18 protein-coding genes are annotated in these 21,199 nt (G+C 63.8%); 7 read left to right on the top strand and 11 right to left on the bottom strand.

Going from position 1 to position 21,199, the window contains the following annotated elements:
* The 3 genes from RI841_RS00235 to gmhB form a co-directional block, all read left to right on the top strand.
* Positions 1-606: glycine--tRNA ligase subunit alpha (locus RI841_RS00235; RefSeq protein WP_310703502.1), on the top strand; the 606-nt coding region annotated here is incomplete at its 5' end.
* Complete coding sequence (gene glyS / locus RI841_RS00230) at positions 606-2,672, top strand: glycine--tRNA ligase subunit beta (RefSeq protein ID WP_310703501.1); 2,067 nt, start codon at positions 606-608, stop codon at positions 2,670-2,672. The genes RI841_RS00235 and glyS, both read left to right, overlap by 1 nt.
* A gap of 170 nt (positions 2,673-2,842) precedes the next feature.
* Positions 2,843-3,433 (top strand): D-glycero-beta-D-manno-heptose 1,7-bisphosphate 7-phosphatase, encoded by a 591-nt coding sequence (gene gmhB / locus RI841_RS00225; RefSeq protein ID WP_310703505.1) that lies wholly within the window; start codon positions 2,843-2,845, stop codon positions 3,431-3,433.
* A gap of 100 nt (positions 3,434-3,533) precedes the next feature.
* Here the strand turns inward: gmhB and gyrB are convergent, their stop codons facing one another.
* From gyrB to dnaA, 4 genes are all read right to left on the bottom strand, one after another.
* The gene (gene gyrB, locus RI841_RS00220) at positions 3,534-5,954 is read right to left on the bottom strand and encodes a DNA topoisomerase (ATP-hydrolyzing) subunit B (RefSeq protein WP_310703500.1); all 2,421 of its coding nucleotides are present in this window, start codon (positions 5,952-5,954) and stop codon (positions 3,534-3,536) included.
* Positions 5,955-5,965: 11 nt separating this feature from the next.
* Entirely contained in the window at positions 5,966-7,081 is a 1,116-nt protein-coding gene (recF, locus tag RI841_RS00215; RefSeq protein ID WP_310703499.1) for a DNA replication/repair protein RecF, read from the bottom strand.
* 57 nt (positions 7,082-7,138) lie between these two features.
* Complete coding sequence (gene dnaN / locus RI841_RS00210) at positions 7,139-8,242, bottom strand: DNA polymerase III subunit beta (protein ID WP_310703498.1); 1,104 nt, start codon at positions 8,240-8,242, stop codon at positions 7,139-7,141.
* Between the two features lie 62 nt (positions 8,243-8,304).
* A complete protein-coding gene (gene dnaA / locus RI841_RS00205; protein ID WP_310703497.1) occupies positions 8,305-9,768 on the bottom strand; it encodes a chromosomal replication initiator protein DnaA in 1,464 nt (487 codons plus the stop codon).
* A gap of 508 nt (positions 9,769-10,276) precedes the next feature.
* On the opposite strand from dnaA, the gene rpmH reads away from it, so the two are divergent.
* From rpmH to mnmE, 4 genes are all read left to right on the top strand, one after another.
* Complete coding sequence (gene rpmH / locus RI841_RS00200; protein WP_010626003.1) at positions 10,277-10,411, top strand: 50S ribosomal protein L34; 135 nt, start codon at positions 10,277-10,279, stop codon at positions 10,409-10,411.
* A gap of 13 nt (positions 10,412-10,424) precedes the next feature.
* Positions 10,425-10,841: a ribonuclease P protein component gene (rnpA, locus tag RI841_RS00195; RefSeq protein WP_310703496.1), complete on the top strand. Its 417-nt coding sequence runs from the start codon at positions 10,425-10,427 to the stop codon at positions 10,839-10,841.
* Positions 10,842-11,045: 204 nt separating this feature from the next.
* Positions 11,046-12,743 (top strand): membrane protein insertase YidC, encoded by a 1,698-nt coding sequence (yidC, locus tag RI841_RS00190; RefSeq protein WP_310703495.1) that lies wholly within the window; start codon positions 11,046-11,048, stop codon positions 12,741-12,743.
* 99 nt (positions 12,744-12,842) lie between these two features.
* Positions 12,843-14,213, top strand: coding sequence for a tRNA uridine-5-carboxymethylaminomethyl(34) synthesis GTPase MnmE (gene mnmE / locus RI841_RS00185; RefSeq protein ID WP_310703494.1), 1,371 nt, complete (start codon positions 12,843-12,845; stop codon positions 14,211-14,213).
* Between the two features lie 93 nt (positions 14,214-14,306).
* Here the strand turns inward: mnmE and RI841_RS00180 are convergent, their stop codons facing one another.
* From RI841_RS00180 to RI841_RS00150, 7 genes are all read right to left on the bottom strand, one after another.
* Positions 14,307-15,155: a 23S rRNA (adenine(2030)-N(6))-methyltransferase RlmJ gene (locus RI841_RS00180; RefSeq protein WP_310703493.1), complete on the bottom strand. Its 849-nt coding sequence runs from the start codon at positions 15,153-15,155 to the stop codon at positions 14,307-14,309.
* A 90-nt stretch (positions 15,156-15,245) separates the two neighbouring features.
* Complete coding sequence (locus tag RI841_RS00175) at positions 15,246-15,929, bottom strand: OmpA family protein (protein ID WP_310703492.1); 684 nt, start codon at positions 15,927-15,929, stop codon at positions 15,246-15,248.
* A 30-nt stretch (positions 15,930-15,959) separates the two neighbouring features.
* The gene (gene hemW, locus RI841_RS00170; RefSeq protein WP_310703491.1) at positions 15,960-17,159 is read right to left on the bottom strand and encodes a radical SAM family heme chaperone HemW; all 1,200 of its coding nucleotides are present in this window, start codon (positions 17,157-17,159) and stop codon (positions 15,960-15,962) included.
* Positions 17,156-17,767: an RdgB/HAM1 family non-canonical purine NTP pyrophosphatase gene (gene rdgB, locus RI841_RS00165; RefSeq protein WP_310703490.1), complete on the bottom strand. Its 612-nt coding sequence runs from the start codon at positions 17,765-17,767 to the stop codon at positions 17,156-17,158. Before rdgB ends, hemW begins: the two co-directional genes overlap by 4 nt.
* Before the next feature lie 117 nt (positions 17,768-17,884).
* On the bottom strand, positions 17,885-19,132 hold the full coding sequence (locus RI841_RS00160) for an AAA family ATPase (protein ID WP_310703489.1): 1,248 nt from the start codon (positions 19,130-19,132) through the stop codon (positions 17,885-17,887).
* Positions 19,133-19,162: 30 nt separating this feature from the next.
* Entirely contained in the window at positions 19,163-20,452 is a 1,290-nt protein-coding gene (gene hemL / locus RI841_RS00155) for a glutamate-1-semialdehyde 2,1-aminomutase (protein ID WP_310703488.1), read from the bottom strand.
* Positions 20,453-20,626: 174 nt separating this feature from the next.
* Positions 20,627-21,199, bottom strand: a 573-nt coding sequence (locus RI841_RS00150; RefSeq protein WP_310703487.1) for a PfkB family carbohydrate kinase, incomplete at its 5' end; no start/stop codon positions are given.

Here is a 21,199-nt window from a genome sequence, read left to right as displayed (position 1 = left end):
GACATCCGCTTCGTCGAGGACAACTGGGAGTCTCCCACCCTCGGCGCCTGGGGCCTGGGCTGGGAGGTCTGGCTCAATGGCATGGAGGTGACCCAGTTCACCTACTTCCAGCAGGCCGGTGGCCTGGAGTGCTACCCGGTCACCGGCGAGCTCACCTACGGCCTGGAGCGCATTGCCATGTATCTGCAGGACGTCGACAGCGTCTACGACCTGGTCTGGACGGCGGCACCGGATGGCAGCCGCATCACCTACGGTGACGTCTACCTGCAGAACGAACGCGAGCAGTCGGCCTACAACTTCGAGCACGCCGACGTCGACTTCCTCTTCGCCTCCTTCGACCACCAGGAGCGCGAGTGCACCAAGCTGCTGGATGCCAGCCTGCCGCTGCCCGCCTACGAGCAGGTGCTCAAGGCATCACACACCTTCAACCTGCTGGATGCCCGTCATGCCATCTCGGTGACCGAACGCCAGCGCTATATCCTGCGCGTGCGCACCATGGCCCGTGACGTGGCCCAGGCCTACTTTGACTCGCGCAAGGCCGCCGGCTTCCCGCTGGCCCCCGAGACCTTGCGCCGCGAACTGCTTGCCGAACAGGGAGACGCTTGATGGCTGCCAATACCCTACTGGTCGAACTGGGCGTCGAGGAGCTGCCACCGGGCGCCATCGATGACCTCTCCGACGCCCTAGCCGAGGGCATCCGCCGGGGTCTCGTCGAGGCCGACATCGACTTCGGCGATGTCCTCGCCCATGGTGGCCCGCGCCGCCTGGCCGTCCAGGTGCGCGAGCTGGCCGACAAGCAGCCCGACCGCGAAGTCGAGCGACGTGGCCCGGCCCTGTCCGCCGCCTTCAAGGAGGGCCAGCCGACAAGAGCCGCCGAGGGCTTTGCCCGCTCCTGTGGCGTCAGCGTCGAGGCGCTGATTCATCTGGAAACCGACAAGGGCACCTGGCTGGGCTATCGCGAGGAGCAGCAGGGCGAGGCCACCACGAACCTGCTCCCCGCCATCGTCGGGAAGGCCATCGGTGCTCTGCCGGTGCCCAAGAACATGCGCTGGGGCGCCTCCCGGGTGGAGTTCTCCCGTCCCGTCCACTGGCTGGTCATGCTCTACGGTGACGAGGTCGTTCAGGCCAGTGCCCTGGGCTTGCAGGCAGGACGCACGACTCGCGGCCACCGTTTCCACGCGCCAGCGCCCATCGAGCTGGCCCACGCCGACGACTACCTCGACGCCCTGGAACAGGCCTGGGTGCTGGCCGACCGCGACAAGCGCCGCGAGCGCATCCGTGAGCAGGTGCTGGCCGAGGCCGAGGTCCAGGACGCCACGGCAGTGATCGATGAGGAGCTGCTCGTCGAGGTGAGCGGCCTGGTGGAGTGGCCCGTGGCTCTGACCGGCAGCTTCGACGAGCGCTTCCTCGAGGTGCCCGCCGAGTGCCTGATCTCGTCCATGAAGGCCAACCAGAAGTACTTCCACCTGCTGGACCATGAGGGCCACCTCAAGCCGCTGTTCATCACCATCTCCAACATCGACAGCCACCAGCCGGAGCAGGTGATCCAGGGCAACGAGAAAGTAATCCGTCCGCGTCTTGCCGATGCCGCCTTCTTCTACGACACCGATCGTCGGCGGGCACTGGCGGACCGAGCCCCGGAGCTGGCCGGCGTAGTGTTCCAGAAGAAGCTTGGCACCCTGGCCGACAAGGCGCATCGCAGCGCCGCCGTGGCTGCCTTCATCGCCGGCCGCATCGACGGTGACGTGGCCCAGGCACGCCGTGCCGCAGAGCTCGGCAAGTGCGACCTGGTCACCGAGATGGTCCTCGAGTTCCCGGAACTCCAGGGCATCATGGGCCGCTACTATGCCGCCAATGACGGCGAGAATGCCGAGGTGGCACAGGCCCTCGAGGAGCAGTATCTGCCCCGCTTCGCCAGCGACGTGATCCCTCGGACCCGTACCGGCCTGGCCCTGGCGCTGGCTGATCGCCTCGACACCCTCACCGGCATCTTCGGCATCGGCCAGCGCCCCAGTGGTACCAAGGACCCCTTCGCTCTTCGCCGTGCCGCCATCGGCGTGATCAACATCCTGGTCAAGGGCAAGCTGGTGCTCGACCTGAGAGAGTTGCTGGAACTGGCCGCGGCGCAGCACCAGGAGCTGCCTTACGCCGAGGGCCTGGTGGACGAGGTGCTCACCTATATGCTCGACCGCTTCCGGGCCTGGGCACGCGACGAGGGTATCGATACCGAGGTCTACCTCGCCGTGCGTGCCCGACCGGTGACCCAGCCCCTCGACTTTGCACGTCGCCTGCGCGCCGTTCAGGGCTTCTCGCGCCGCGAGGAAGCCGCGGCCCTGGCCGCCGCCAACAAGCGGGTCTCCAACATCCTGAACAAGCAGCAGCACGACAGCACCACCGCGGTGGAACCCGGCCTGCTCCAGGAAGCGGCCGAGAAGGCACTCTACGAGGCCCTGGCGTCGCGCCGCCAGGCAGTGATGCCGCTCTTCGCCGAAGCTCGCTACAGCGAGGCACTGGATGTCCTGGCCGGACTTCGTGAACCAGTAGACACCTTCTTCGACCAGGTCATGGTCATGGCCGAGGATCCTGCCGTGCGCCGCAACCGCCTGGCGCTGCTTGCCGGACTGCAGGCCCTCTTCCTGGAAGTGGCGGATATCGCCCTGCTTCAGCAGTAACACACCACCTGTGTGACACCGAGGCCGGCGAGCAATCGCTGGCCTTTTTAATGCCCGGCCATCACTGTTCCACGTGAAACATCACCTGCCTCGAGGAGGCCGCTTGGCAGGAGATGTTCCACGTGAAACACTCCTGCTCAAAGGACTATCCGCCCAAGGAGATCGCCACCATGCCCGCAGCCAACCGGCTCGTGATCCTCGACCGCGATGGCGTCATCAACCAGGACTCCGACGAGTACGTGAAGTCTCTGGAGGAATGGATCCCCTACCCTGCGGCGATCGAGGCTATCGCCAGGCTCAGCCGCGCCGGCTGGACGGTGGCCGTCGCCACTAACCAGTCTGGCATTGCCCGCGGCCACTATGGCGTGGAGATGCTGGAGGCCATGCACCACCGGCTTCATGAGCTCGTTGGCGAGGCCGGTGGCGAGATTGCGTATATCGCCCACTGTCCTCATGGACCGGAGGCTGGCTGTAAATGTCGCAAGCCCCTGCCCGGCCTGCTGGAAGAGATACGGGAGGCACTTGCGCTGAAAGGACTTGAAGGCAGCTGGATGGTCGGCGACAGCCTACGCGACCTGCAAGCTGGCGAGACACTGGGATGCCGCCCGGTGCTGGTTCGGACCGGCAAGGGGATTCGAACGGAGAAAAAGGGAGAAGGGCTAGAGGGTGCGATGATCTTCGATGACCTCGCCGCCTTCGTGGACTGGCTGCTGGCCCAGGAAGTCATTGACCAGCAGGACGACTCTCCAGGAAGAAGGTGAGTACGCTGAATGCAACAAGGCCGGCCATCAGGGCCGACCTTGTCGTGCTGTTGCCATTCAGGCAGTACGATGTTTCACGTGGAACATCTGGCCTCGGGCATCAGATATCCAGGTTTGCCACCAGGGCATAGCGTTCGATGAAGTCGCGCCGGGGCTCGACCTCGTCACCCATCAAGGTATTGAACATCATGTCGGAGGCGACTGCGTCCTCGATGGTCACCCGCAGCATGCGACGAGTATCCGGATTCATGGTCGTCTCCCAGAGTTGCTCCGGATTCATCTCGCCCAGCCCCTTGTAGCGCTGAATGGAGAGACCGCGCTGCGCCTCGGCCATGAGCCACTCCAGAGCATCGTAGAAATTCGACACAGTCTTCTTGCGCTCTCCGCGGGCCACATAGCTCCCTTCCTCCAGCAGGCCATCCAGCGTCTCGCCAAGGCCCGCCATGGCGCGATAGTCGGCGCTGGTGAAGAACTCGATACCCCAGACATAGTCAGTAGTGACGCCATGCGCCGTCAGCGTCACCGCCGGCAGGAAGACGCCACGCTCATCTTCCTCTTCGAGGCGGAAGGTATATCGTGGTCCACCCTCGTAGGAGACCAGTGCATCCATCTCGCTCTGCAGGAACTCTATCCAGTTCTGCATGGTGACGCGATCACGCAGGCTCTGCTCACCGTCGAGATGCGCCGCATGGACGATCTTGCGCAACACCACATTGGGATAGACGCGCGAGAGACGATCGATTCGCTTCATCACGTCACGATACTGGTTGACGAGAGCTTCCAGCTGGGCACCACCAATGCCGGGTGCATCCGCGTTGACATGCAGCCGGGCGCCGTCGAGCGCCGTCGTCGTCAAATAGTCGACCATCGCCTGCTCATCCTTGAGATAGAGCTCCTGCTTGCCACGCTTGACCTTGTAGAGGGGCGGCTGGGCGATGAACACATGGCCACGCTCGATGAGCTGTGACATCTGACGGAAGAAGAAGGTCAGCAGCAAGGTTCGGATATGCGAACCGTCCACGTCGGCATCGGTCATGATGATGATGGAGTGATAGCGCAGCTTGTCAGGATCGAACTCTTCCCGGCCGATACCGCAGCCCAAGGCCGTGATCAGGGTGCCGACTTCGGCCGAAGAGAGCATCTTGTCGAAGCGTGCCTTCTCGACATTGAGGATCTTGCCCTTGAGGGGCAGGATCGCCTGGGTGCGACGATCTCGTCCCTGCTTGGCACTGCCACCGGCCGAATCACCCTCGACGAGGAACAGCTCCGAGAGACTGGGGTCCTTCTCCTGGCAGTCGGCCAGCTTGCCGGGTAGGCCCGCGATATCGAGGGCCCCTTTGCGGCGGGTCATGTCGCGCGCCTTGCGCGCCGCTTCCCGCGCTCGGGCCGCATCCAGCATCTTATTGACGATGGCCTTGGCCTCATTGGGCTTCTCGATCAGGTAATCCGAAAAGAGTCGCCCCATTTCCTGCTCGACTGCGGTCTTGACCTCGGAAGAGACCAGCTTGTCCTTGGTCTGGGCCGAGAACTTCGGATCCGGCACCTTCACAGAGATGATCGCGGTCAACCCCTCGCGGGCGTCGTCACCGGACGTGTTGATCTTGGCCTTCTTGAGAAGCCCTTCGGCCTCGATATAGTGGTTCAGTGAGCGGGTGAGGGCCGCTCGGAAGCCTGCCAGATGGGTGCCGCCATCCCGCTGGGGGATGTTGTTCGTGTAGCAGAAGATGTTCTCGGCGAAGGTATCGTTCCACTGCATCGCCACTTCCACGCCGACACCGTCTTCGCGTTCGGCATTGAAATGGAACACCGGATTGAGCACCGTCTTGTTGGTATTCAGGTAGTTGACGAAGGCCTTGAGACCACCCTCATAATGAAACAGCTCTTCCTTTCCGCTGCGCTCATCCATCAGGCGGATGGCCACGCCAGAGTTGAGGAAGGAGAGCTCCCTGAGCCGCTTGGCCAGGATGTCGTAGTGAAACTCTATGTTATGAAAGGTCTCGGTCGAAGGACGGAAGTGCACGAGAGTTCCGCTCTTCTCCGTATTGCCCACCACTTTCAGCGGGGCATCGGGGACACCATGATGATAGATCTGCTCGTGCACCTGCCCCGCACGCCAAATGGTCAACCTCAGCTCCTCGGACAGCGCATTGACGACAGAAACCCCCACTCCATGCAGGCCGCCTGACACCTTGTAGGAGTTGTCGTCAAACTTGCCGCCGGCATGCAGTACCGTCATGATGACCTCGGCCGCCGACACACCTTCTCCTTCATGGAGATCGGTCGGGACACCACGGCCGTTATCGGTCACAGTGACCGACTCATCGGGATGGATGATGACCCGGATCTCGCTGCAATACCCGGCCAGGGCTTCATCGATGGAGTTGTCCACCAGCTCGAACACCATGTGGTGCAGGCCCGTCCCGTCATCGGTATCGCCGATGTACATGCCCGGCCGCTTGCGTACGGCATCCAGCCCCTTGAGGACCTTGATGCTCGATGAGTCGTAAGCCTGTTCGCTCATTGACTACTCCGTCATGAAGTCTGTCTGTCCATTGGCAGCAGCTGTCCCTGCCCGGATTCGGAATGTTTCACGTGGAACATCGCCACCTGGGTGTCCGGCTGCCAGAGACCGGCCAGGGCATCGGGGTCGACGCTGGTGATGAACACCTGGCAGCGCATGCGCTCCAGCCAGCCGCAGAAAATCCGGCGATGTTCGCTATCCAGTTCGGCAGGCAGGTCGTCGATCAGGTAGATGCAGGTACGGCCAGTCATCTGCTCGAGAAGACGCCCCTGGGCCAGCTTCAGGGCACTCACCACCAGTTTCTGCTGACCGCGAGAGAGCACTTCCATCGCCGGGCGCTTGCCGAGACGAACCCCCAGTTCCGCCCGCTGCGGCCCCTGCTGGGTAAAACCCATCTGCCGATCAGTATCACGCCCGTGGCGAAGGACATCCGCCAGCTCACGCTTGCGGTCCCAGCCGCGCGAGTAGCGCAGGCTCAGCCCGGGAAGCGCAACCAGCTCGGCCAGCGTATCCTCGAACACCGGCAAGAACGCCTCGACCCATTCGCGACGCATGCCATCCAGCTGGCCGCTCCAGTGCACCAACTCCAGTTCCCAGGCATCCAAGGATGTATCCGTCATTCTACCATGCCTGAGAAGAGCATTCCGATGTTTCAGCGCGCGCCGAAAGCGTCGCCAGACATCCAGAAAGTCATGTTTCACGTGAAACACGCCCCAGTCGAGAAATTCGCGCCGGGCTGCCGGCGGGCCCTCCAGGAGACGGAAGGCATCCGGGTTGATCAGCTGCAGCGGCAGGGTTTCTACCAGACGCGAGACGCGCTCCAGGCGCTCACCCGCCAGGCGCATCTCCAGCTCGCCGCCCTCGCGGTGTCGGCGTATTCCGATCGTCGTGCCCGGATCACCGGCCAGGCGGCCATGCAGCGTCATGGCGTCGGCATCATGCGTGATGGCTTGACGCAGCTGGCGGGCGCGAAAGGAACGCCCCATGCCGAGGACATGGATACCCTCCAGCAGGCTGGTCTTGCCGCTGCCGTTGGCACCAGTAAAGAGATTGATACGTGGACCCGGGGTCAGGTCCACGGCCTGCAGGTTACGCAGACCATGGAAGGAAAGGCGTTCGAGAGCCATCAGGCAGGATCAATCGCGCCGAAGGAAGTGCCCGACACGGGCACCCCCATCGGCGCTTCAGAGGCGCATCGGCATGACGACATACATGGCATCGCCACCGCCCGGCTCTTCCATCAGCGCACTGCTGTTGGGATCCGCCAGGGTCATCTGCACCCGATCCTCGTCCAGTACACTGAGCACGTCGACGAGATAGCCGACGTTGAAGCCGATTTCCATGGCCGGCCCGCTGTACTCGATGGCGACGTTCTCCTCGGCCTCTTCCTGCTCGGGGTTGTTGGCCATCACTCGCAGATTGCCCTCCTCGAGATGCAGACGCACGCCACGATACTTCTCGTTGGAGAGGATGGCCGTGCGGGACAGCACCTGACGCAGCTCGGCACGATCGGCGATGAAGACCTTGTCGCCGCCGCGCGGCACGACCCGCTCGTAGTCAGGAAACTTGCCGTCGACCAGCTTGGACGTGAAGGTGAAGTCGCCAGTGTGGGCACGCACGTGGCTGGCGCCGAGGGTCAGGCTGACCGGCTCCTCGCCGTCGTCGAGCAGCCGCACCAGTTCCAGGACACCCTTGCGGGGCACGATCAGTTTCTGGGAGGGCTCCACCTGGATCTCTGCGGGGCGTGAACAGACGGCCAGGCGATGACCATCGGTCGCCACGGTTCGCACCAGATTGCTGCCCAGCTCGAGCAGCATGCCATTAAGGTAATACCGAACGTCCTGCTGGGCCATCGCGAAGGAGGTCGCATCGATCAGGTGCTTCAGGGTGCCCCGCGGCAGGCTGAGCTCCACGTTACTCTGGTCATCCTCGATATTGGGGAACTCAGCCACCGGCAGGGTCGAGAGGGTGAAGCGCGAGCGCCCACTGCGTAGTACGGCTCTCCCCTCCTCGAGGGAGAGCTGTATCTCGGATTGATCCGGCAACGACTTACAGATATCCATGAGCTTGCGTGCCGGCAAGGTCGCCGAGCCCGACGCTTCCACCAGGCTGGCGGCGGTGCGGCCGATCAGCTCGACTTCGAGATCGGTGCCGGTGAGGGACACCTGATCCTGATCGACCTGAATCAGCACATTGGAGAGTACCGGCAGCGTCTGGCGTCGCTCCACCACGCCGGCAACCAGCGTCAGCGGGCGCAGCAGCGCTTCTCGGGAGATAGAAAATTTCATGTCGGCTCCACTACTTGTCCTGGAGGGGGTTGAGGCCGGCGACCCGACCGCTGGTGTTCCGTTCAGCTGGTCAACAGCCGCAGCAGATTCTTGTAGTCCTCGCGGATGTCCGCGCTCTCCTCCTGCAACGACCTCACCTTGCGGCAGGCATGCAGCACCGTCGTGTGATCTCGGCCGCCAAAGGCATCCCCGATCTCTGGCAGACTATGATTGGTCAGCTCCTTGGCCAGGGCCATGGCAACCTGCCGGGGCCGCGCTACCGAGCGAGAACGGCGCTTGGAGAGCAGGTCGGCAAGTTTGATCTTGTAGTACTCAGCCACGGTGCGCTGGATATTGTCCACACCGACCTGCTTGTCCTGGAGCGCCAGCAGGTCCTTGAGGGATTCACGGATGAAGTCCTGGGTGATCGTCTTTCCCATGAAGTGGGAGTCGGCGATCACCTTCTTCAGGGCTCCCTCCAGCTCACGCACGTTGGAGCGGATCTTCTGGGCGATGAAGAAGGCAGCGTCATGAGGCAGGTCGACCTTGGCCTGGTCGGCCTTCTTCATCAGGATCGCCACCCGAGTTTCCAGCTCCGGCGGCTCGATGGCTACCGTCAGCCCCCACCCGAAACGCGACTTCAGTCGCTCCTCTACTCCACTGATTTCCTTCGGGTATCGATCAGAGGTCAGGATCATCTGCTGGCCACCTTCGAGCAGGGCATTGAAGGTATGGAAGAACTCCTCCTGGGAGCGCTCCTTGCCGGCGAAGAACTGGATATCGTCGATGAGCAGGGCATCGACGCTACGATAGAAGCGCTTGAAGTCGTTGATGGCGTTGAGTTGAAGCGCCTTGACCATGTCAGCCACGAAGCGCTCGGAATGCAGGTAGACGACCCGGGCATGTTCGCGACGCGTGGCCAGGGCATTACCCACGGCATGCATCAGGTGGGTCTTGCCGAGACCGACCCCGCCATAGAGGAACAACGGGTTGTAGGCGCCCCCGGGATTCTCGGACACCTGGCGGGAAGCGGCCCTGGCCAGCTGGTTCGACTTGCCCTCGACGAAGGTCTCGAAGGTGAAGTTGGGATTGAGGCCACTGCTGTGCTTGAGGCTCCCTTCCACCTGCACCTGGCGCTCGCCACCACGCCGCTTATTACCGCTTTCGTCACGTAGCTGGTCGATCTCGCGCTCATCCCCCACATCCCCCCGCGGGGACACTTGAACCGCCGGAGCGGCGGGGGTACGCGCTGCCGAGACGGGATTGCCCAGCTCACGAGGCTGAGGGTTCGGCGCGGCACGGCGACTGCCGACAGTCAGCACTACCTTAGGCGGTTTGGCAGGCGAGAGCTCTCGCATCAGCTCGCTGATCCGCTTGGCATACTTGTCGCTGACCCAGTCACGCACGAAGCGATTGGGCGCCAGCAGGCGCAACTGGTTGGACTCCCCTTCCTCCGCCTGAAGCGGGCGGATCCAGGTATTGAACTGCTGGGAATTCAATTCATCCTGCAGGGTATCCAGACATTGTTGCCAGAGAGCCAGTGACACGCGACCTCACCATTGCATTGAAAACGACCGCCCATTGTATCGTTCAGGCGGCGGGTTATCCACATGCCGCGGATTGCGACACTCTCTGTGGAAAACCCCTCCGAGACCCGATGGGAAGCCGAACGCCGTAGACCCCGGTCCTCGCGGCCCCAGCTTGTTCTGCCAGCGACTGAAGCAAGTCATCCCCGCAGCATCCCCACCTTATCCACAATAATAAATAAGAAGCAACATATTGAAATTTAAAGTTTTTAATGGCTTATACACAATATATATCCCCAATAGTGATAACAGGGCCACAGCCCTGATGATGGTCGCTACGAGGACCTGTAACCGGTCGCCCCGCCTCCAGTCCCCTTCCGCAGTGTCGAGACGCACGAAGGAATTGCACCGCGAGGCTGAAATCACTACAATTTCCGGTCTTGAACCGAATACTCCCGGGTCCGCCAGCGGCATCCGGATGCCTCCGAATGATCGATTCGTTCCGAAAACCACGTGGGAATAACGAGTTATGAAACGTACTTTTCAACCCAGCGTCCTCAAGCGCAAGCGCGTGCATGGCTTTCGTGCACGCATGGCCACCAAGAATGGCCGTGCCGTACTGGCCCGTCGCCGTGCCAAAGGCCGCAAGCGCCTGAGCGCCTGACAGCGGCCCTCGCGTGTCCAATCAGGGCTTTCCCCGGCAGTTGAGACTGCTTACTGCCGGGGATTATCGACGTGTCTTCGAAACGGCTGCATTCAAGGTCCATGGCAAGGGACTGATGGTATTAGCCTCTCCCAATGAGCACGGCCATCCGCGTCTAGGCCTGATCTTCAGCAAGAAGAATGTCCGCAGAGCCGTCGACCGAAACCGCCTCAAGCGCATCGTGCGTGAATCCATCCGGCTTCAGCAGCATCGCCTGCCCTCGGTGGATATCGTGGTGCTGGCAAGACGAGGGGTCCATGAACTGGACAATGCTACCGTGCATCGCCAGCTCCACGGGATGTGGCGTCGCCTGGAGCGAGAGGCGCGCAGGTCGTCCAATGGCACGGACTCGTCCAGCCAGGAGACCGGTGCCGCGGGCCACGAACGTTGACCGGTACCCCAGCGTATCGGTGCATATCGGAGCCTGAATGAGCATCACCACTGACATCTTCGCTGCGACCCTCCACGCTGACGCCTCGGATGCAGCCAGCCTGCACGCGTTTTCCAGCCTGCCTCCGGCAGGCTTTCGTGTATCTCGGGTGTGCGACCTGCGTTGCGCCATCGGAATGTTCACTACCCATCGGGCAGACCCCTCATGGACGTAAAACGACTTCTCCTCGTGATTCCCCTGGCGGTACTCGCCTACCTGCTAATTGTCCAGTGGAATCAGGACTACGGACAGGTGACCCCTGAGCCGCAATCGCCCTCCATTACAAGCAGTGCCCCGGAAGGGTCTCGCCAGGAGCCGACCTCCTCGGGTAACGATGACCTCTCGGTACCTGCGACTGCCGGCTCAGCAGATGACATGACCGGAGGGATTCCCGGCGAGGCCACCTCCCCGTCGGGCAGCCGAGACCTGGTGGCCGTTGTCACTGACGTGCTGGATGTACGCATCGATCCCCAGGGCGGTGACATCGTCTACGCAGCGCTGCCCCAGCACCGCTTCAGCCTCGACTCCGAGCAGCCCTATGTGCTGCTGTCCGACAGTGAGGGTCGCAGCTATGTGGCACGCTCCGGCCTTCAGCTCGAAGGTCAAGAGGGACGCATCACCTTCTCTCCCGAGGCAACCGAGTACCGGCTGGGTGAGAATGACGAACGTCTCGAGGTCGACCTGGCTGCCGAGGTGAATGGCGTGGAGGTGATCAAGCGCTTCACCTTCGAGCGTGACAGCTACGCGGTGGACGTGAACTACTTCCTGGCCAACAACACCGAGGAACCGGTCACGGCCCGCTTCATCGGCCAATTGGCTCGCGACAACAGCAGCGATCCCTCCAGTGGCCCCAAGATGGGCATGCAGTCCTTCCTCGGCGCGGCCTACTCCAGCCCGGAGGACCGCTACCTCAAGGTCGACTTCGAGGAAATCCAGGAAGGCGCCTTCAACAACCGTGACGTCGAGGGTGGCTGGGTCGCCATCATCCAGCACTACTTCGCATCGGCCTGGGCCCCCGCCCAGAATCAGCAGAACCTCTACTACGCCACCACCGATTCTCGCGGCCGCAACGTGGCCGCCTTCGCCGGCCCCACCAACAGCGTTTCCGCCAGCGGCAAGGCAACGCTGGGCGCGACCCTCTACATGGGGCCCAAGATACAGGAGCGTCTGGAGGCCGTGGCCCCTCACCTGGAGCTGACGGTAGACTTCGGCTGGCTGTGGTTCATCGCCAACCCGCTGTTCTGGCTGCTGGACCATATCCATGACCTGATCGGCAACTGGGGCTGGTCCATCATCCTGCTGACCATGCTGGTGAAGACAGCGCTGTGGCCGCTCTCCGCCAAGGCCTACAAGTCCATGGCCCGCATGCGCAAGCTGGGCCCGGAAATGCAGCGCCTCAAGGAGCAGTTCGGCGACGACCGCCAGAAGATGTCCCAGGAGATGATGAAGTTCTACCAGAAGGAGAAAATCAATCCCCTGGGCGGTTGCCTGCCGATCCTGGTGCAGATGCCGGTGTTCATCGCCCTCTACTGGATGCTGCTCGAGTCCGTTGAGCTTCGCCATGCGCCCTTCATGTTCTGGATCCAGGACCTGTCGGTGAAGGATCCGTTCTTCATCCTGCCGATCCTGATGGGCGCTTCGATGTTCATCCAGCAGATGCTCAACCCGACACCACCGGACCCCATGCAGGCAAAGATCATGAAGATGCTGCCGATCGTCTTCACGTTCTTCTTCCTGTGGTTCCCAGCCGGCCTGGTCATCTACTGGGTAGTCAACAACTGCATCTCCATCGTTCAGCAGTACACGATCACCCGCAAGATCGAGGCCGACCCAAGTATCGGCAAGGGCATGAAGACCAAGTAGCGCGGTGCTTCTTCCCCTCTTCAGACCCCCGCTCCGGCGGGGGTCTGGCGTTTACGAGGCCCGCCCCTGACAATACCCCTTCCAGCAGAGGAGCCGTCGATGACCGCCAGTCTCCATGATCAGGACACCATCACCGCCCTGGCCACGCCACCGGGACGCGGTGGCGTGGGCATCATCCGCGTCTCCGGCCCCGCCTGCACGATGATCGCCGAAGCCGTGATCGGTCACTGTCCCGCCCCGCGATACGCCCACTATGGTCCCTTTCGCGGCGAATCCGCGGTGATCGACGAGGGCATCGCGCTGTTCTTCCCCGGTCCCCACTCCTTCACCGGTGAGGACGTCCTGGAACTGCAGGGTCACGGCGGCCCGGTACTCATGGACCTGCTGCTCGAGCGCTGCGTGCAGCTGGGGGCACGACTGGCCCGCCCCGGGGAATTCTCGGAGCGCGCCTTCCTCAACGACAAGCTGGACCTCGCCCAGGCCGAGGCCATCGCCGACCTCATCGAGGCCAGTTCCCGGGGCGCGGCCGAGAATGCCCTGCGATCCCTGCAAGGCGAGTTCTCGCACCGCGTGGCATCACTGGTTCAGCGGCTGATCGAGCTGCGCATCTACGTCGAGGCGGCCATCGACTTCCCCGAGGAGGAGATCGACTTCCTCGCCGACGGGCATGTCGCCAGCCGGTTGGCCGAGGTCCAGTCGGAACTGGCCGAGGTACGAGCCGCGGCCGGTCAGGGGGCTCTGATGCGGGAAGGCATGAGCGTGGTGATCGCCGGACGTCCTAATGCGGGAAAGTCGAGCCTGCTCAATGCTCTGACCGAACAGGACACCGCCATCGTCACCGACATCGAGGGCACCACACGGGACGTCCTCCGAGAACATATCCACCTGGATGGCATGCCTCTGCACGTCATCGACACGGCCGGACTGCGCGATACGCCGGACGCGGTGGAGAAGATCGGCGTCGCCCGGGCCTGGGAAGAAATCGAGAAGGCCGATCGAGTGCTGCTTCTGGTGGACGCCGCCACCAGCGATGCCATCGACCCCATGGCCATCTGGCCCGAATTCGTGGCACGCCTTCGCGATCCCTCGCGGCTGACGCTGGTACGCAACAAGATCGACGCCAGCCACGAAGCCCCCGGCCTCGATGCTGACGCCGCCACCCCGGTGATTCGGCTGTCGGCCAGAAGCGGCGTGGGAGTGGATAGCCTCAAGGAACACCTCAAGTCGGTGATGGGCTATGCCGCCACCACCGAAGGACGTTTCTCCGCCCGGCGCCGACACCTGGAGGCCCTGGACCGGGCGAGGCAGGCCCTCGCCAACGGCGAGGCACAGCTCGCCGGCTATGGCGCCGGCGAGCTGCTTGCCGAGGACCTGCGCGACGCCCAGCAGGCGCTGGGCGAGATTACCGGGGAATTCAGTGCGGACGACCTGCTTGGAGAGATCTTTAGCAGCTTCTGCATCGGCAAGTAACCCTCCCGCAGGACCGCGCTGACAGCGCGCTCGATACCCACCCGGCTGGGTAAGATCTTCGGCAGTTTCTGTATCGGCGAGTAGCTGTGTCGTCTATTCCCCCACCCACCAATCGCCATGATGGTGGCAGGTCGCACCCAGCAGCGGCGTGACCAGCCGCATGGCCGTTGCTAGCCGCGACTCGAGCCCCCAAGGGGGGTTGATCACCAGCATGCCGCTGCCGACCATGCCGCGCTCACCCTCCTTCGCCTCGCGCAGCCTCAGCTCGCTGCGCCAGATCTTGCGCAGACCGCCTTTGCGAAGCCCCTCCAGCAGCTCACGATGACGCCCGGCCGGCAACAGAGGGTACCAGACCAGCACGAGGGCATGACGCGCCCTGTGCATGGCCTTGAGCACCGCCTCGGCCACTTCGCCATATTCCGCCTTGCGCTCGTAGCTGGGGTCGACCAGCACGCAGAGCCGGGGCGTCGCCGCCGGCAGACGCTTCACAAGCCCCTGCAAGCCGTCACCATGGATGCGCTGAACATTGTCAGGCAGTGCCTGGCGGGCCAGGTGGCCATGCTCGCCAGGGTGTAGCTCGAAGAGCATCAAGCGATCTTCGGCACGCAGCCGTTCCGATAGCCACCAGGGCGAGCCGGGGTAGTGGTCGAGCCTGCCATCCCGAGCCTGAACTCGCCCGACCGCGGCGAGCCAGTCATCCAGCAGCGTATCGTCGCGCAGCCGGGCCCTCGCCTGCCAGAGCCGAGCGATGCCGTCGCGGTACTCCCCGAGCCTCGCAGTCTCCTCTGCTGCCAGCGAATAGAGCCCGCGACCGGCATGGGTATCCATGTACGTAATAGGTGATTTCTTACGTAACAAATGGTCGATGACCGCAAAAAGCGTCAGGTGTTTGTGAACGTCGGCAAAATTGCCCGCATGATAGGCATGCTGATAGGAAAGCATGGAAAGAGATCCGTGAATCGGCAAAACGAAAGAGCCCGCCACTGCAAGGCAACAGTGACGGGCCCGGGGCTAAGGCTTTAGGAGGCCGGCTTATTGCTGCTGGAAGCGGTCCTGGATGGGTGACAGGGTGATCTCTACCCGGCGATTCTGAGCCCGACCCTGCTCGGTGTTGTTGCTGGCCACCGGCTGGTTCTCGCCATAACCGCGCATGTTCAAGCGATTGCGCAATACACCGGTCTGGGCTAGATAGTTGCCCACCGATTCAGCTCGACGCTCGGAGAGCCGCTGGTTGTAGACGGCATCGCCCGTGCTGTCGGTATGGCCGGCAATGTTGACCCGTGTGTCGGGATACTGCTGCAGCACCGAGGCCACGTCATTGAGGGCATTGCGCGCGTTGAGGGTCAGGTCGCTGGAGTCGAAGGCGAAGGTCACCTCGCTTGGCATGTTGAGCACGATATCGTCACCGCGACGGTCGACCCCGATGCCGGTGCCCTGCGTGCTCTGCCGCAGCTGCTCCTCCTGACGGTCCATGTAGGCGCCGATGCCTCCCCCGGCGGCGGCCCCCACGGCGGCACCGATCAGGGCGCGATCACGGCGGCTGGTACTGCCGTCACCACTGAGGGCACCGGCAGCGGCGCCGACGGCAGCGCCGATGGCCGCACCCGTTCCGGTCTGGCTACGCTGGGTCTCCCCGGTATAGGGGTCGGTGGTCGTGCAACCTACCAGCAGCGCAGCAGCAGCCAGCGGTGCAATCAATCGGATGGATCTGCTCATGGTGTCCTCTTCTCCTTGGGTTGACGCATGTCATCCTTCACTGGCCCTCTCATCATCGATAAGAGCCAGCACCTCGTTCAAGAATAGTAGACCCTGAGGGGATGCCCTAAGCCAGTCGACATCTTCCACGAGAAGTCCTTTTTCACGGGCTTCGCCCAGCCTGTCAAGCAGCGCCTGTGACCCGCGCCCGGTGTGCGCCTTCCATGTCGACAGCGGCACACCCTCCACCAGGCGCAAGGCATTCATGGCGAATTCCAGCGGCAGCTCGTGTTCGTCGATATCGACGCGGCCCGCCACGAAACCACGCGGGTCGTTGAGGCGACGCAGATAGGCCTCGGGCAGCCGCGACTTCCAACGGCGCTGGATCTCAAGCCCCACGGTTCCTGGAACGCTGAGCTTGCCATGGGCACCGGCCCCGATTCCCAGATAGTCACCAAAGCGCCAGTAGTTGAAGTTATGTCGCGAGCCTCGCCCGGGGCGCGCATAGGCGGAAATCTCGTAGCGCTCCAGGCCGGCGGCCTCCAGGCGCTCGTGACCCAGATCCTGGATGTCCCACAGCACCTCCTCCACGGGCAGCTCAGGCGGAAAGGCGTGGAATTCGGTATTGGGCTCCAGGGTCAGCTGATACCAGGACAGGTGCTCCGGGGAGAGCGAAAGCGCCTGATCAAGGTCAGCCAGCGCCAGCGCCGGCGTCTGCTCCGGAAGACCATGCATCAGATCGAGATTGAGGTTATCAAACCCCGCCTGACGCGCTTCCTCGACGGCTGCCACGGCATCTTCACCGTCATGGATACGCCCCAGAGCCGCCAGCTGAGCATCCTGGAAGCTCTGCACACCCAGTGACAAACGGTTGATCCCTGCCGCTCGATAGCCGGCAAAACGTCCCCGCTCCAGAGTACCGGGATTCGCTTCCAGGGTGATCTCGATATCCGGTGCCAGCGGAAGCCGGCTCGCCACGGCCTGCAGAAGTCGCTCGTAGAAGCCGGCAGACATCAGGCTCGGGGTACCGCCACCAATGAAGATGCTCACCAGTTCGCGCCCCGCTGCCAGCGGCAGGTCGGCGTCGAGATCGGCGATCAGCGCCTCGAGGTAGCTCGACTCAGGCAATTCACGTCGCCCGACTCCATGAGAATTGAAGTCGCAGTAGGGGCACTTGCGCACGCACCAGGGAACATGGACATACAGCGACAGCGGCGGAGCGCCGGTGAAGGGCGGAGAAGGAGCACTCATCGTTGGCCTTGCCCGTCGCTCATGGCTGCCACCAGCGCCTGCAGGGCCCGCCCCCGATGGCTGAGTTGGTTCTTCTGTTCGGCGCTGAGTTCAGCGGCACTCGCACCCTGGTCGGGAAGCCAGAACAGCGGGTCATAGCCGAAGCCCCCCTCGCCGCGAGGCGCCTGCAGGATCTCGCCGTCCCAGCTGCGCTGCACGATCAACGGCACCGGGTCCTCGGCATGGCGCAGCAGCACCAACACGCACCAATAGCGGGCGCGACGACGCCCTTCCGGCACCTCGGCCAGGGACGCCAGCAGTCGAGCGTTGTTGCGCGCATCGCTCTTCGGCTCCCCCGCATAACGCGCGGAATAGATGCCGGGTGCTCCCCTCAGGGCATCGACTTCCAGGCCGGAATCATCGGCCAGCGCCGGCAGCCCACTGAGGCGACTCGCTTCCCGCGCCTTGAGCAGGGCATTCTCGACGAAAGTCAGTCCGGTCTCCTCGACGTCGGCGACGCCGTAATCAGCCTGGGGGCGCACGTCGAAGCCCAGGGGGGCAAGCAGCTGATGGAACTCACGCAGCTTGCCGGCATTGCCACTGGCCAGGACCAGCAGAACTGGCGTCATGGTCGGTTCTCCAGACTGTCAGGCTTTGAGAGGTAAATAGGTCATACCTAAAGGTGTAGTGTTTCATGCAGGACCATGAGACATCGAACTGAGAACCGAATTCCTCCTGAACAGGCTTCAGGTCAACCGCACATGATCCTGGATCAGGCCCGCCAGCGTCTCGGCGGCATTGTCCGCCGTGGTATCGAGGTGCAGCAGGTGCAGACGCTCCTCGTCGCCGAAAGGCTCGATATCGACCTGCTGAGACGCCAGTATGGCGAGGCTCTCCTCGACCGGAACACCATGGCGCCGGGCGCGCTTCTCGATGCGCCGATGCAGGGTGGCCTCATCGGCCTCGAAGCTGACTAGCAGGACCGGTAGGCCCCTGGCCTCGGCCTGCTGGCGCAGGAGGTCGCGTTGATCCCGCTTCAGGAAGGTGCCATCGACGCAAGTCGGAAAACCCGCCTCCAGCAGCGTGCCGGCACATTCGGCCAGATGCCGGTAGGTGCGGTCGGTGGCCTCCCGGGAAAAGATATCCACAGGCGATTCCATCGCGAGCGCCTGTGGATCGATGCCGTGCAGCCGTCGGCGTTCCACATCCGAACAGAGGCGAACGGCCCCCAGCCGATCAACGAGGGTCCGGGTGAAGCGGCTCTTACCACTGCCCGAGACACCGATGCCAATAATCAACGGCGGGAAGCGGAAATCGGCATAGGCCTCTGCCAGGTCCAGGTAGCCGCGGCACTCCCGCATGGTCTCGGCCAGCAGGGCAGGGCGTTCGCCATCCTCACCGGCCGCCTGCTGGCGCTGCAGGGCGCGTCGCGCACCGGAAAGGGCCTCGACGACACGGAAGACCGAGAGCAGGCGAGCCAGCCCGTAGTCGCCGGACCGGCGCAGGTAGCCATCGAGGGCCTGGCGAGCCAGGCCGGTCTCGCCATGGGATTCCAGCCCCACCAGCAGCGCCGCGAGGTCGCTGCCCGGGTCGACGAGATCATCGATTCCGGGACCCTGTATGTCCCGACCGATCGCATTGGCCAGCAGCACCCGCCCCTGGTCACAGAGCCGACTGTCGGGCTGCGTGGTGGCCCAGCTGGCCTCCAGCAGGCGCTCCCGTCGGGTCAGGATGATCGGCGCCAGGCGGGTAAGGTCCTGATCGAGCCACTCCCGGAGGCGAGCCAGACGCAGGCGATCCTCCTCCCCGGCAAGCAGCGGCTCGATGGCCGCGGCTTCCCCCTCGAGCCGTTCCCGTAAAACCATCAGCCCCGCATCCTCGGGGCCGACCGCTCCGGGCGAGCGGCGATGGAAGACTACCAGCCGGTCGAGCAGCTCCTCCAGCTGCAGCACCTGCTCGCCGGAGGCCGCGTATTCGGCTTGTGTCTGTCGCATCTGGGGTCTCCCGCTATGGAGGGTGGGGTCTCAGGCCGGCTGCATCGCTGCGAATGCTTTCTCGGCGCCGTCCAGGGTGAGCTGGATGTCCTCCGGGGCATGGGCACTGGACATGAAGCCGGCCTCGAAGGCCGACGGCGCCAGGTAGACCCCCTGGTCGAGCATCAGGGAGAAGAAGCGACGGAACGCATCGGCGTCGCAGGCGGTGGCCTGGGCGAAGTTGTCGACCCGGCTCTGGCCGGTGAAGAAGACCCCGAACATGCCGCCGGCACGCTGGGTGATCATGTCGATACCCGCGGCATCGGCCCTCTCCTGGAGACCGTGACAGAGGGTCTCGACCCGCTGCGCCAGGGCGTCGTGGAAGCCCGGCTGGCGAAGCTTGCCGAGCAGCGTGATGCCCGCCGCCATGGCCAGCGGATTGCCGGAAAGGGTGCCAGCCTGGTAGACGGGGCCGAGCGGCGAGATCACCTCCATGATCTCGCGACGACCGCCGAAGGCACCCACCGGCATGCCGCCACCGACGATCTTGCCGAGGCAGGTGAGGTCCGGTTCGATGCCGTAGTGGGCCTGGGCCCCTCCCATTGCCACACGGAAGCCGGTCATCACCTCGTCAAAGATCAGCACGCTGCCGTGCTGGTCGCAGACGCGGCGCAGGGTCTCCAGAAAGCCCGGCTGCGGCGGGATGCAGTTCATGTTGCCGGCAACAGGCTCGACGATGATGCAGGCCACCTCGCTACCGATCTCCTCGAAGCACTGCTCCACGGCATCGGGGTCGTTGTAGGAGAGGGTAACGGTGTGCTCGGCCAGGGAGGCCGGCACCCCGGGAGAGCTCGGCTCGCCGTGGGTCAGGGCACCCGAACCGGCCTTGACCAGCAGCGAGTCGGAATGGCCGTGATAGTTGCCCTCGAACTTGACGATCTTGTCGCGGCCGGTATAGCCCCGCGCCAGGCGGATGGCCGACATGGTGGCTTCGGTACCGGAGTTGACCATGCGCACCATCTCGATGGAGGGGATCATCTCGCAGATCAGGTCGGCCATGGTGGTCTCGATGGCCGTGGGGGTCCCGAAGGAGAGACCGCTGTCGAGCCGCTCGCGCACCGCCCCCAGCACCTCGGGGTCGGCGTGGCCGGTAATCATGGGCCCCCAGGAGCCGACATAATCGACATAGCGCTTGCCTTCCACATCATAGAGGTAGGCGCCCCGGGCACGCTCCATGAACACCGGGGGACGGTCCATCCCCTTGAAGGCGCGAACTGGCGAGTTGACCCCGCCAGGAATGTGGCGGCAGGCCTGCTCGAAGAGCTGTGCGGATGTGGTCATTTCAACCTCTTGCCCTGTTGATGCGTGCCCGCCTTGGCGGGCTGTGGATAGATCTCTGGATAACCTCGTGGCGAACGGTGAAGTGTCGGGAAATATCGTCGATCGCCCCCCGTCCGCGCCTCTCCCGGATCCCCCATTCTCGTCTGCCGGAGGAGCGATGACCAGCCCGCCTCGTCATCCCGGCGGCGGCACCGCGTCGATGACGAGAAAGGCGGGCCTCGCCGGCAATTCCCAGAGACGCCGCGGCAGCCGCTGGTCATCGCCCGGCTGCCAGCCGCGGGCCAGCGCCTGCCAGGTGAAGGCCTGTGCCTGCTCGCAGGCCCTGACCAGTGACTCGCCCGCCGCCAGGCGCGCCGCCAGGGCGCTGGCCAGGGTACAGCCGGACCCATGGAAGCGCCCCGCGAGTCGCGGCCAGGTCCATTGCCGGCTGGTCTCCGTCGCATGCAGCGTATGCTCTACCCGATCGGCCGGCACGCGCCCTGTGGGATGATCGGTGCCGGTGACCAGCAGGGCCTGGCAGCCGAGGGACATCAGCCTCACCGCCCTCTCTGTGTCATCACCGCATCCATCCCCCGCCAGCCGGGCCAACTCCTGCCGGTTGGGCGTCAGGATATCCACATGCGGCAGCAGGTGATGGCACATGGCATCGATAAGCTCGGCTGTGGACAAGTCACTGCCCCCACCGGCCCTGAGCACCGGGTCCATCACCACCGGCACGCCCGGCCGACGCCGCAGGATATCCACCAC

Source organism: Halomonas sp. (assembly GCF_031581305.1).
Taxonomy (GTDB): domain Bacteria; phylum Pseudomonadota; class Gammaproteobacteria; order Pseudomonadales; family Halomonadaceae; genus Halomonas.
Note: the sequence above shows the minus strand (reverse complement) of the source record. Positions and strands in the feature narration are given on the sequence as shown.